The following is a 12,227-nucleotide window of genomic DNA, read 5'->3' on the forward strand; positions in this document are numbered from 1 at the left end:
TCATCTCCCGGCTCTCGGTCTGGGGTGTCGCACATCGGCCGCCGGAGGCCTCACGCGCCGTCGACGTACAACGTGGCGAGCCGGGCGGCCTCGTCCGACATGCGTCCACGCAGCTCGGGCGGGTCGAGGACCTCGATGTCGGCGCCGAGCTGCCGGAGGTGGCGGGCGACCCCCTCCGGATCACGTTCGAACCGCAGGCGCAAGCGAGCCCAGCCGTGCTCGTCGCGCTCGACGTCGGGGGGCAGCGGCAGCTCGGGCGCGCCTTCGTCGAGCAACGCGAGCAACGGCTCGGCCGCCGGCGCGACGCGCACGGTGACACGGTATTCGGGGAGCGACTCGATGAACGCCCGGCGGCGATCCGCCCACGCCGCGGCGAGGTCGAAGTCGGTCGGCCGATCGAAGCGATGGTCGAGCAGTTCGACGGCGTCGACGCGTGACAGCCGGAAGAGCCGGGACTCGCGCTCGACACCACGCCGCGCCCGGGCGAGCAGGTACCAGGTGTCGCCCTTGAGGATCAGCCCGAGCGGCAGGACGACGACGTCGGCGCCCCGGTAGACCAACTTGGCCTCACGGCACTCCCACACCGCCCTGGCGATGTCGGCGAGGGCCGGAGGGTCGTCCGGTGGCAGGAACCAGTGGCTCGGCTCGATCAGCAGCCGGTCCCGCACCACGCGAGCCGCCGTCTCCGCGGAGGATTCCATCGCCGGCAGGAGCGCCCGGTCGGCGACGGCAGCGTCGAACCCGAGCTGTGCGGCGATCGCCGGGACGACGGCGAACAGCACACCGCGCGCCTCGTCGGTGTCGAGCCGCGGGAGACCGGCGACGCGGTACGACGGGTCGATGCGTATGCCGCCGTTGCGCCCGACCTCGGTGTAGATCGGCACGCCGGCGGCGCTGAGCGCCTCGACGTCGCGGTAGACGGTGCGCACGGACACCTCGAACGCGGCCGCCAGCTCGCTCGCCGGCGCGCCGCCCTGCAACTGGAGCCGCAGCAGGAGCTCGACGAGCCGACTCGCACGCACGGCACGACGGTACCGCGAAACCCTGACATTCGATGTCAAGGTTGGCACGTCACGATGCCGGCGTCAGACGACCATCACCACCACACATCACAGGAGCCACCCACATGTCTCACACCATCATCAACCCCGGCGGACTGCACGACCCGGTTCCATTGGGCTACAGCCACACCGCACACGTCCCGGCCGGCACCGACCTCGTCTTCGTCGCCGGCCAGTACGGCTCCGGAGCCGACGGCGCCGTCGTCTCGACCGACTTCACCGACCAGGTTCGACAGACCTACGCCAACCTCGGCGTCGCACTCGATGCCCACGGGCTCGACCTGAGCCACGTCGTCCAGCTACGGACGTACGTCGTCGACCACGGCCTCGACAAGCTCGGCCCGATCGGCGAGGCCATGCAGGAGCGCTGGGGCGGCAACCCTCCCCTCAACACCCTCATCGGGGTCGCCGGCCTCGCACTGCCCGACATGTTGTTCGAGGTCGACGCCGTCGCTGCTCGCCCAGCGCCGGCATGACAGGCCGCAGACGGCAACCTGGTCGGTGATGGCGGTGCCCGGGTTCGCGACGATCGGCGTCTACGGCTTCGACCAGGCGTCCTTCCTGCATCGACTGCGGGAGGCCGACGTCCGGCTCCTGCTCGACGTGCGCCAGCGGCGCGGCGTCCGCGGACCCGAGTACGCCTGGGCCAACTCACGCCGGCTGCAGGCTGCCCTCGCCGACGCCGGCATCGCCTACGAGCACCACCGCGAGCTCGCCCCGACCACCGAGCTCCGCCAGCTGCAATACGCCGAGGACGACCGCCAGGGAGTCGGCAAGCGGTCGCGCGTCGAGCTCGCGCCCGAGTACGCCCGTCGCTACACGACCGAGATCCTCGACGTCGCCGACCTGACCCCGATCGTGTCGGCCCTGCCGCCCGACGGGACCGCGGCGCTGCTCTGCGTCGAGCGCGATCCCGAGGCCTGCCACCGATCGCTGATCGCCCGACGCCTGGCCGAGCAACACGCCGCCACGATCGAGCACCTGCGCCCGACGTGAGGCGCTCGGTCGCTCTCGGCGAAGCGCCTGACCGACCGTGACGACTTCGGTCAGCGCATGCGGTCCCCGCGGAGGAAGACGGCGCGGATGGCGTGCAGCGCACTCGGGTCGGCCAGGGGGTCGCCGTCGACCGCGAGCAGGTCGGCGTCGTACCCCTCGGCGATGCGGCCCTTGCGGTCCCCGAGGCCGCACACCTCGGCGCCCTCCGAGGTCGCAGCGCGCAGCGCAACTTCGGCGGGCATCCCGAGCAACACGAGCTGCTCCACGGCGTAGCGCACCACGTCGTGCGGCTTCGACGGATGCACGCCTGCGTCGGTGCCCGGGACGATCGTGGCACCGGCGTCCTGGAGGCGGAAGACGTTCGCGACGATCGCCGGCACGCGGGCGGAGGTCTCCTCGTCGAGCGGCGCATCGGGTGCTGGGGCGAAGCCCGCAGTCGCGCCGATCGGGAGGCGTCGCGCCCCGATCTCGGCGATGACGTCGTCGGGACTCTCGATGCCCTCGTCGGCCCAGAACGTGGCGTGCTCGAGGCCGTCGACCCCGGCCGCGAGCGCATCGACGATGGCCGGCGTGCCGTGGGCGTGGGCGGTGACCGGCAGGCCGAGATCGTGGGCCTCGTCGACGATCGCCCGCAGCTCGTCAGCGCTGAACTGGCTCTCCGATTCCCGGGTGCCCGGGGTCAGCAGTCCACCGCTCGCCATGACCTTGATCACGTCGACGCCACGTGATGCATGGGTGTGCACGGCTCGGCGGACGGCGTCGGTGCCTCGTTCGGTCTCACCCCCCAGGAAGTGACAGTGCCCGCCCGGTGTGGTGATCGGAGGACCGGCGCACACGATGGTGGGGAGCCCCGGCGCGCCCCGCACCGGGAGCGTGAGGTACCGCCTGTCGCCGAGGTCGCGAACCGTCGTGACGCCGCCCAGTGCGGCGGTCCGAGCGGCCGACACGATGGCGTCACGGGCACCCTCGTCGTCCCTGGCGTCGAGTGTCTCGACGAGGTCGGCGGAAGCGTCGAAGACGAGGTGGACGTGGGTGTCGACGAGACCCGGTAGCAGCGTGGCTTCCTCCAGGTCGATGATCTCGACGCCCTCGGGAGGATCGACGCCCTCGGCCACGGCGACGATCCGCTCACCGTCGAGCAACACCATCGGACGAGGTCGCAGCGTCGGCGTCGTGCCGTCGAACAGCCATGCCGCTCGGAGCGCGACACGGCTCGGCGCAGAGGTGGGGTGCGGCATCACGGTGGTCACCGCCCTTTCGTGTTCGGCCTTCGCGCGTATCTTCCTCCTTTCGCCGACGAGTCGCCATGGTCCGGGGCTGTACAGGTCGCGGTGTGTGCAGGCCGACACCGGAGCTGATCAGGGACCCGTCGCCGGCACCTTCAGCTCGAGTGCATCGCCGGTGGTGAGCGTGTGGTGCTCGCCGCGGATCACGACCGCCAGCGGGTCGCCCTCGGTCAGGGCGTACGACTCGAGGTCGTGGCTCAGCGCGACGCGGAGCTGGCGGTCGTGGAAGCGCAGGGAGAAACCCAGCGAACGGAAGCGCTCGGGGAGCCGCGGGTCGATCGTGAGCTCGCCGTCGAAGTCGCGCACGCCGCCGAAGCCGAGCACCAGCGCCATCCAGCCGCCGGCCGCCGAGGCGATGTGGACGCCGTGCGAGACGTTGCCGGCGACGTCGGCGAGATCCATCAGCAGGGCGAAGTCGACGTAGCGGCACGCCGCTCGCTCGTTGCCGATCTCGGACGCCACGATGCTCTGGACGCTCGCCGACAGCGACGAGTCGCCGGTCGTCAGCGGGTCGTAGTAGTCGAAGTTGCGGCGCTTTTGGTCGAGCGTGAACTCGTTGCCGAGCAGGAACATCGCCATGACGACGTCGGCCTGCTTGAGCACCTGCCGCCGGTAGGTGCTCAGCGGGTGGTAGTGGAGCAGCAGCGGGAACCGCTCGGACGGCGTGGCTCGGACGTCCCACGGCTCGTGGGTGAGGAACGTGGCGTCCTGGGGCGTGATCCCGCGGGTCGGGTCGTGGGGGATGTACATCTGCTCGGCGGCGCGCTCCCAGTCCTCGGGCTCCGACGGCTGCAGATCCAGTTCCGCCGAGAGGCCGGCGTACACGTCGGGCTGCTCCGCTTCGAGGCGCCGCATCGTCGACGCCGCGTAGTTGAGGTTGAGGCGGGCCATCAGGTTCGTGAACGCGTTGTCGTCGACCATCGTCGTGTACTCGTCGGGCCCGGTCACACCGTGGATGTGGAATCGACCGTCGTCGCCGTAGAACCCGAGGTCGGCCCACATCCGGGCCGTCTCGACCAGGATCTCGGCCCCGGTCTCGGCGATGAAGCCCGTGTCGCCGCGGATGTCGACGTACCGCCGGATCGCGTAGGCGATGTCGGCGTCGAGGTGGTACTGCGCGGTCCCGGCCATGAAGTAGGCGGACGCCTCGTCGCCGCGGATCGTCCGCCACGGGAACAGCGCACCCTTCAGATCGAGCTCCCTGGCACGCGCCCGTGCGCTCGGCAGCATGCTGTGGCGGAAGCGCAGCAGGTTGCGTGCGATCCGGGGCTGCGTGTAGGCGAGGAACGGCAGGACCCAGGTCTCGGTGTCCCAGAAGTAGTGCCCGTCGTAGGCGTCGCCGGTCAGGCCCTTGGCGGGGATGCCGGCGCCCTCGGCACGCCACGACGCCTGGGCGAGCTGGTAGAGGTTCCAGCGGACGGCCTGCTGCATGCGGACCGGGTGGTTCTGGGTGTCCTCGAGCGTGACGTCGGCGCGATCCCAGAATCGGTCCATGCAGGCCCGCTGCGCCGTCACGAGTGGTTCGAACCCCGCCGCTGTGATGCGGTCGAGCGTGTGCCGGGCCCGTCGGGCGAGCTCGTCGGCGGGCACGCTGCGCGAGCTCTGGTAGACGGCGTACTTCACGACGCGGACGGGAACGTCGGGTTCGGCGTCGACGGCGATGACGTACTCCGACGCGTCGGGATCGGCTTCTGTCGACACCTCGTGAGGGCTCGCAACATCGGGCACGTGGTCGACGGCGAGCGCCAGCGTCATCCCGCTCTGGACCGTCCGGTAGCCGAGCACCAATCGGTCACCCTCCTGCTCGCACAGGCGCGGATCGAGCACCCGCCGGCCCAGCCGCGTGCCGAGGCGCGGGTCCTCTTGGCCCTCCCCCGCTTCCGCGTGGTCGGTCGTCGGGTTCGCGCGGTTGATGACGCGCGACCGGATGACGACCGGCGCGGCCCGATCCAGGGTGACCTCGTACGAGACCGCGATCACGTGGCGATGCTCGAGCGACACGAGCCGGGTGCTGCGAAGCCGGGCGTGCTTCCCGGACGGCGTCGACCACAGCAGGTCTCGCGTGAGGAGCCCATTGCGCATGTCGAGAACTCGGAAGTACTCGGGCGTCCGAGCCGTCGGGACGAACAGCGGTTCGTCGTCGACGTACAGCTCGATCGTCGTGACGTCCGGGACGTTGACGATCGTCTGCCCGACGCGAGCGAGCCCGTACGCCTCCTCGGCATGGATGATCGGCCACGTCTCGTGGAAGCCGTTGATGAACGTGCCAGGCGCCATGGCCGGCCGCCCCTCGTCGAGGCAGCCCCGCACGCCCAGGTAGCCGTTCGACAGCGCCAGCGCCGTCTCGGCTCGGGCCGCGAACTCGGGAGTCCAGCGACGCTCGATCATCTGCCACTCGTCGGGTGGGAACAGGTGCTCGGGCGGCACCGCAATCGTCCGCTGTGTCATCGTCGACCTCCTTCGCCGGCGCGAGGACCTCGCCGCTGCCCATCGCGACGGTCATGACCGCGTGCCAGCCGGCTACTCCCCACCGGACGGGCGTACCGCCTCGCTGCGGGTCACGAGGAGCCTCGCGGTCCCCACTCATCCTCGATCAGGTCGACGCACCGTCGACAGAGGCGTAGGTCCTGGCCGCACTTGCCAGCACCGACCGCTCCAGCTGCGTTCGCCAGAGACCTGGCGCGCGCCAGGCGGCGAGTCGCCGCGCGGCGCATCGTTCACCATCGTCGTCAGGCAGGGCCGACTCGCCGTCGCCGTCGCCGCGAGGTTCGGCGCCGCCCGATCATGATCGCGTTGACGGCAACCCGTCGGTCGCGGGGCATCGTGACGTACGGGCCCGTCGCTCAGGAGCAACCCGCCCGGTCGTCACCCCTTGGAACCATCTGGCGGCGCAGGCCTCAAGCGATGAACGACTCAGACGGCTGTATCGTCGCTCCTGCCCGGCGGGCCTACCACCGGTGCGGGCGGTCGGGTCGCGCTACGAGCCGTAGTTGCAGGGCTTCGACGGGATCGTGTCCGCGTTCGTGGCGCCGTGATAGTCGTTGTTGCTGCCGTGGTAGAACTTCCAGATGCCACTCGACGTGCCGTTTTGATAGAGCGCGGTCGAGGTCCCACCGCCGTAGTAGCTGTGGAAGTGGTTGGCATTGATCGAGAGTCTTCGCGGGTTTCCCAAACCCGGGGCTCGGGCCCAGTAGGTGTCATTCCACGTCTGGGCGTCGACCACGCCGTCGGCCGCTGACACCGAGTTACCGAGCACGTCGCGTTGCCACCGCTTGGTGTTGTCCCGGGTCTGTGGACCGAAATATCCGTCCACTGGTCCGTTCTCGGAGGAGTTCGAGCACAGAAGCGTTTGCCAGAAACCCGCCTGGTTGCTCCAGGTCGGATTCTGGAGTTGCCACGTGCCGGGGCTCGAACCCCATTGGCCGGAGCCGGTGATGTCGGCGATCGCAACGCTGCTCGACAGCAGCGCAGCCGCGCCTACCGCTGCCCCGGTCACAGCCTTCTTCTTGCTCGTCATCGCGCGACCTCCAGAGAAGCTACGACCTTCAACAACTCGTCCTCGTCGAGGTACTGCGTCAGTACGGCGACGGCCTCATGATCCGAAATGCCCCATGCGAACTCATAGATCGGAAACTCCGTTCCGAAGTCGCGGTGCCGCGAGTACACCTGAGAGCCGTTGACGGTGAACGCCTCGACGGCGACGTACTCCATCGACTCGGGCGCCTTGAGCGTCGCTGCGACCTCTGGACCGCTGAGGACCGCGATCGAATACGACTCGAAGAAGCCATCTTCGTTGATTCGTTCGAACCGGACGTTCTGCGTGTCGAGTCCGTCGATGCTGTGCCGTTCGGGAGCCGCGGTGAGTTCGAAGCCACTCAGGGGTTCCGCAATCCGGAGATCGCCAGCCGCGGTCACGAGCACGACCTCGTCGACGGGCGCGGCCGGTAGCGTCGCCGGTGTTGCGGCGGTGCTCGGCGGGGGCGTCGACGGTGCGTCGACGGCCGAAGACGCTGAGCTCAGCGGCGCTGATCGCACAGGGGCGGTGCTCTGAACCGGCGCGATCGTGTCACCGGTCGCCCCTGGTTCAGCGTCACCGCAGCTCACCCCCCCACCGGCGAGCACGAGGAGCAGGAGGGGTGTCGTCCGTCTCATGGCATGACTCCTGTCAGTTGACGTTCCACTGCCGACGCGATGTGACGCTCGTGCAGCTCGTCGAGATGGAGACGTTCACCCAGTCCGAGCCGATCGAGCACCTCCTCAGCCAAAGTCCCGGTGAGCTGCTCGACAGCGACCGCTGCCTCGATGAGTGCGAGCGAATCCAGATCGGTGCGATCGAGCTCGTCATCACTGTTCAGGTACGGGCGAACCCGATCGGCAAGCTGCTCGAGCGTCAACGGCCCTGTGTGGGATGCTTGCGCAGCCGCAGCAACGTGTTCCTCGAACGTCGACCGGAGCAGCGACCAATGGCGCACGTCCCATGTCCGGCCATCTCGGTAGACGATGTCCTTGAAGACCGCCTCTTCGACGAAGTAGCGGTGCAATGCACGAGCATCATGACCCACGTAGTCAGCGATCTCGACGTAGATCTTGTCGACGGGGTCGTTCACGAAGATCAAGCCGCAGAACAACGCCATCGCCTCGGTGAGCTCAGGTCCGCTCGTCTCGGTGCGTGCCGGCATCACTGCGGCATACGTCGACGCTGGAGGATTGTAGTTGTACGACGTGACCAGCCCGACCCCCCGCCCGGTGAGTCGCGACTCGACCACATACTGAGAATGAACCCCCTGCCACAACAACTACCCGAACTCGTCTGGCGAAGGAGTCGCGCCCCTCCATCGGATCCTGTCAGACAATGAGGGATCACATGCCGCCGCATACAACCACGCAAGATCCGCCTGGGCAACCGGTCGCAGTCGAACCAGGACGCCATCAGGATCCATGAAGCCATGATGCGCCCGGCGCAACGACGTGTCAATTATTCGGCGCGGCGATATCTCAGCCATGGCGCCTGGTGGTCCGCACACGTCCTGATGCACCACTGAGGCACGGATTCGGCGACAGTTCCGGAAGATCCCGGGCGCGCCGGCATGGCTCGATTGCTCGGTGCGGTGGGGGCCGGGAAGCGGCATGGACGGCGCTTCATCGAGTGTCGCTCGCAGCTCGTCGGGTCGTCTGCCGGCCGGAGGCGGGCGGGCTGGATCGACGGCCTCGTTGGGCAGCTTCACGGCGTCGACGGCCGGCCAGCGTCGGTGCCACGTTCACATCGGCGACGCCAACGGACGCACTGCGGCGCCACTATGCCATCTCGGCGACGCACGTGGAGGCAGGCGACTCAAGACCTCGAAGCCGGACGCCTACGCCAGCGGCCACCGATCGTGATGCCGACGCGCGTGGAGCGACGCGACGCGATCGAGCCGCGCGCCCGCCGAGCTTCGGCGGTCGCGCGGCTCGAGTGATGAGTGGTCCGGTTCAGGCGGCCTTGCGGGTCGTGCGGCGGGGGGCGACCTTCGCGACGGGCTCGGTCTGCTTCTTGGCGGGACGCTTGGGCTCCGCGTCGACCTTCTCCATCACGGGGTCCATCGCCTTCACCATCTTGCGGATGAAGCGCGTCTGCTCGTCGACGAGGCGCTTGCGGAACTTCAGCTGGCTCTCGATGATCTCGGTCAGCATCGGCATGTCGGCCATGAACGCGGGGCGCTCGGGCACGAACCGTGCCAGCATGTCCGACGTCTCCTTGGTCAACCGCAGGATGGGCTCCTCGACGTGCTTGACCTGGTCGAACACGCGATCCTCGTACTTCTCGACGGTCTCCAACATCGGTGACATCTGTACCTCCTCAGGCATCTTGTCTGCACCTCCATCCTGCGCCCGTCCGCTAACTTTTGCAAGCGTCAACGGGGTGCTGAGCAAGCGACACATGTCACATGGCACGCTGGCCGCTGGGCGGAAGGCGGCGCCCGGCGATCCGGGGATCACGCAGGTCGGCGGCTACGCGAGGTCGGCGGCGGTGAAGGCGACGCCGAACCTCACGCACCACACGACGACGGTGTTGTAGCGGTCGAGGTCGACGTCGACCGGAATCTCGTAGTTCTGCGGGCCGATGTTGCCCTTCAGGTCGCCGAGGTCGACGAAGTCGTCGTCGAACAGGCCGGCGTCGGCATCGGCGCTCGCACCGGCCACGAGGAAGACGTTGAGGTCCGGTCCGTTGTCGGTCTCGAAGTTCTCGAACCGGAGGAACCGCTGCTCGGAGCCATCGTTCAGCACCAGCGCCTGGCCCTCACCGGGATGCGACCTCCCGATGAACTCCCCCGACGCCACGGTGAAGATCTCCATCGCGTCGTCCTCGGTCGCCTCGTCCTGCGCCTCGGGCATCGGCGTGTCCTCGTCCATCTCGACGTCGACGTCGGTGCCCTCGGCCTCCATCGCGGCGTCCATCTCGGCCCGCATCTGCTCGTCGATCGCGTCGCCACCGAGGCCCGAGGCGAACACCGGCACGTCCTCGTCGACCACGTCGTCGATGAACAGCGTGTGCACGCCGAACACCCCGAACGCAAGGAAGGCCACGACGGCCGCACCGACCACGGCGACCGGCACCGCGATCTTCAGGTTGCTGCGAATCCATGCCAGCACGATCGACCTCCCCGACGACGGCACAACGGTATGCCACCTGGGGCAGCTCGGCGTCGCCGTGCTGGAAGGTCGCGGGCAGGAGCGAACGTCGATCCGCAGGTGTTCTAGATCATGAGCATGAGTTCTAGAAAGGCACCGCTACGCCGACGTCGTGGCGTTCAACATCAAGAACGATCGAGCCGACGAACTGCTCCGTGAGCTGACTGCGCTCACGGGCGAGTCGCTCACCGACGCGATCACCGAATCACTGCGTCAGCGGCTCGAGCGCGAGCGTCGACTCGCGTCGCACATCCGTCCCGACGGCACTGACTCGCTGCGCGCGGCAATCGAGCGACTGCGCTCTCATCGGGTGGCCGACATCCGCACCGACGACGAGGTCATCGGCGACGACGAGCACGGGCTGCCCGCGTGACGCTCCCCTCTCGTCCCCGACCGGTCGGCCTTGCGATCGACACGTCGGCGATCATGGCCATCCTCCGCTCCGAGACCACAGCCGAGCGCGTGGAAGACGCTCTCCGAGCGTCGGACGCCCCCGTGATCGCAGCACCGACACTGCTCGAGCTCTCGATCGTCGCCGAGGCCAAGCTCCACGCGGTCGACGGGGTCGGCGAGGCCGATGCCGCTCGTGCGGTCTTGGACGCGGCTGACGCCCTCACCTTCCCCGTCGACGAACACCTCGTCGACATCGCGTGCGACGCATGGCGCCGGTTCGGGAAGCGCAACCATCGCGCCAGCCTGGACTTCGGCGACTGCTTCTCGTACGCGCTCGCGCACCACCTCGAGGTTCCGCTGCTCTGCGTCGGCGGCGACTTCGAGATGACCGACGTCGAGGTTGTCGACGTCACCGCGGGTTGACGTCATCGCCGACGGCCGGCCTCTGGAGGACGTGACGGAACACACGGTGACGGAGACGGCCATCGATGCGACGATGGCGTCCGTGCCGCAGCCCCGACGATCACGCCGCCATCGAGTCGTCATCGTCGGCGGTGGGTTCGGCGGCTTGGCGGCAGCGAAGGCGCTGCGCGATGACCCGGTCGACGTGACCCTGATCGATCGCCGGAACCACCACCTCTTCCAGCCGCTCCTGTACCAAGTGGCCACGGCCGGCCTGAACCCGGCCGACATCGCGACACCGATCCGTTCGTCGCTCCGGAAGTGCGCCAACGTCTCGGTCCGGCTGGGCGAGGTGGTCCGCATCGACGATCGAGCGGTCGTGCTCGCCGACGGCACGCAGATCGAGTTCGATCACCTCGTCGTGGCGACCGGCGTCCGCCACTCGTACTTCGGCCACGACGATTGGGAGCAACTCGCGCCCGGACTCAAGTCGATCGAGGACGCCCTCGAGATCCGGCGTCGGGTCCTGCTGGCGTTCGAGATCGCCGAACGGACCGACGACCCGACCGAGCGGGACGAGCACCTCAACTTCGTGGTGGTCGGCGGCGGCCCGACCGGCGTCGAGCTGGCCGGCGCGATCGCCGAGATCGCGACCCGGGCGATGTCGCGCGACTTCCGCTCGATCGATCCGTCGAGTGCGCGGGTGATCCTCGTCGAAGGCGCCGACCGGGTCCTCGGCGCCTACACACCGGACCTCGCCGAGAGCGCACGCCGCCAGCTCGAGCGACTCGGCGTCGAGGTCCGGCTCGACACGCTGGTCGACGGCATCGACGAGCGCGGCGTCGACACGAACAACGGCCGCATCGACGCCCGTACCGTGCTCTGGAGCGCCGGTGTGCAGGCCTCGCCACTCGGCGCGGCCACCGGCGCCGAGCTCGATCGCGCCGGGCGGGTGGTCGTCGACGAGGCGCTCGCCGTGCCCGGCCGGCCGAACGTCTTCGTGATCGGCGACCTCGCGCACGCACGCTGGGGCGGTGAGCAGGTGCCCGGCGTCGCGCAGGGTGCGATCCAGGGCGGCACCCACGCGGCCGCGTGCATCCGAGCCGACCTCGCCGGCCGCGCGCGACCGGTGTTCCGCTACACGAACAAGGGCGAGCTGGCGACGATCGGCCGGTCGTCGGCGGTCGGCGTGATCGGCAAGGTGAAGCTGCGCGGCTGGCTCGCCTGGATGGCGTGGTGGATGATCCACATCCTCTTCCTGATCAACTTTCGCAGCCGCCTCGTCGTGCTGTTCAGCTGGGCGTGGAGCTATGTCACGTTCCAACGCGGCTCCCGCCTGATCACCTCGGCGTGGCGCCCCGGCACCGACCGCGCGAGTGGTACCTCGGAGCCCAGCCGATAGGCGGGGCGACCCGATCGT

General features: G+C 69.0%; 13 protein-coding genes. 5 read left to right on the top strand and 8 right to left on the bottom strand.

The features are described from left to right. Positions 1-50: 50 nt before the first annotated feature. Positions 51-1,022 (bottom strand): YafY family protein, encoded by a 972-nt coding sequence (locus QNJ12_RS11900; RefSeq protein ID WP_300622866.1) that lies wholly within the window; start codon positions 1,020-1,022, stop codon positions 51-53. Positions 1,023-1,126: 104 nt separating this feature from the next. Between QNJ12_RS11900 and QNJ12_RS11905 the strand changes: the two genes are divergently transcribed. Next, a complete protein-coding gene (locus QNJ12_RS11905; RefSeq protein ID WP_300622867.1) occupies positions 1,127-1,537 on the top strand; it encodes a RidA family protein in 411 nt (136 codons plus the stop codon). Between the two features lie 34 nt (positions 1,538-1,571). Further along, positions 1,572-2,057: a DUF488 family protein gene (locus QNJ12_RS11910; RefSeq protein ID WP_367281782.1), complete on the top strand. Its 486-nt coding sequence runs from the start codon at positions 1,572-1,574 to the stop codon at positions 2,055-2,057. Between the two features lie 50 nt (positions 2,058-2,107). Here the strand turns inward: QNJ12_RS11910 and QNJ12_RS11915 are convergent, their stop codons facing one another. The 7 genes from QNJ12_RS11915 to QNJ12_RS11945 all read right to left on the bottom strand — a co-directional run bounded on the left by QNJ12_RS11915 (position 2,108) and on the right by QNJ12_RS11945 (position 9,973). Next, positions 2,108-3,307, bottom strand: a complete 1,200-nt coding sequence (locus tag QNJ12_RS11915; protein ID WP_300622869.1) for an amidohydrolase family protein — start codon at positions 3,305-3,307, stop codon at positions 2,108-2,110. Between the two features lie 108 nt (positions 3,308-3,415). After that, the gene (locus QNJ12_RS11920) at positions 3,416-5,791 is read right to left on the bottom strand and encodes a glycoside hydrolase family 65 protein (RefSeq protein WP_300622870.1); all 2,376 of its coding nucleotides are present in this window, start codon (positions 5,789-5,791) and stop codon (positions 3,416-3,418) included. Positions 5,792-6,320: 529 nt separating this feature from the next. Continuing rightward, entirely contained in the window at positions 6,321-6,860 is a 540-nt protein-coding gene (locus tag QNJ12_RS11925; protein ID WP_300622871.1) for a peptidoglycan-binding domain-containing protein, read from the bottom strand. Further along, on the bottom strand, positions 6,857-7,264 hold the full coding sequence (locus QNJ12_RS11930) for a hypothetical protein (RefSeq protein ID WP_300622872.1): 408 nt from the start codon (positions 7,262-7,264) through the stop codon (positions 6,857-6,859). Before QNJ12_RS11930 ends, QNJ12_RS11925 begins: the two co-directional genes overlap by 4 nt. Positions 7,265-7,491: 227 nt before the next feature. Further along, entirely contained in the window at positions 7,492-8,139 is a 648-nt protein-coding gene (locus QNJ12_RS11935; protein ID WP_300622873.1) for a hypothetical protein, read from the bottom strand. Between the two features lie 673 nt (positions 8,140-8,812). Further along, positions 8,813-9,169, bottom strand: coding sequence for a hypothetical protein (locus tag QNJ12_RS11940; protein WP_300622874.1), 357 nt, complete (start codon positions 9,167-9,169; stop codon positions 8,813-8,815). 162 nt (positions 9,170-9,331) lie between these two features. Then, entirely contained in the window at positions 9,332-9,973 is a 642-nt protein-coding gene (locus QNJ12_RS11945) for a DM13 domain-containing protein (RefSeq protein ID WP_300622875.1), read from the bottom strand. 151 nt (positions 9,974-10,124) lie between these two features. Here QNJ12_RS11945 and QNJ12_RS11950 point away from each other — a divergent pair, with 151 nt between their 5' ends. The 3 genes from QNJ12_RS11950 (at position 10,125) to QNJ12_RS11960 (ending at position 12,209) form a co-directional block, all read left to right on the top strand. Further along, complete coding sequence (locus QNJ12_RS11950; RefSeq protein WP_300622876.1) at positions 10,125-10,385, top strand: type II toxin-antitoxin system VapB family antitoxin; 261 nt, start codon at positions 10,125-10,127, stop codon at positions 10,383-10,385. Continuing rightward, positions 10,382-10,828 (top strand): type II toxin-antitoxin system VapC family toxin, encoded by a 447-nt coding sequence (locus QNJ12_RS11955; protein ID WP_300622877.1) that lies wholly within the window; start codon positions 10,382-10,384, stop codon positions 10,826-10,828. Before QNJ12_RS11950 ends, QNJ12_RS11955 begins: the two co-directional genes overlap by 4 nt. Positions 10,829-10,901: 73 nt before the next feature. After that, positions 10,902-12,209: an NAD(P)/FAD-dependent oxidoreductase gene (locus QNJ12_RS11960; protein WP_367281783.1), complete on the top strand. Its 1,308-nt coding sequence runs from the start codon at positions 10,902-10,904 to the stop codon at positions 12,207-12,209. The last annotated feature ends 18 nt before the right edge of the window (positions 12,210-12,227 follow it).

Source organism: Ilumatobacter sp. (assembly GCF_030065885.1).
In the GTDB taxonomy this organism is placed as follows: Bacteria; Actinomycetota; Acidimicrobiia; order Acidimicrobiales; family Ilumatobacteraceae; genus Ilumatobacter.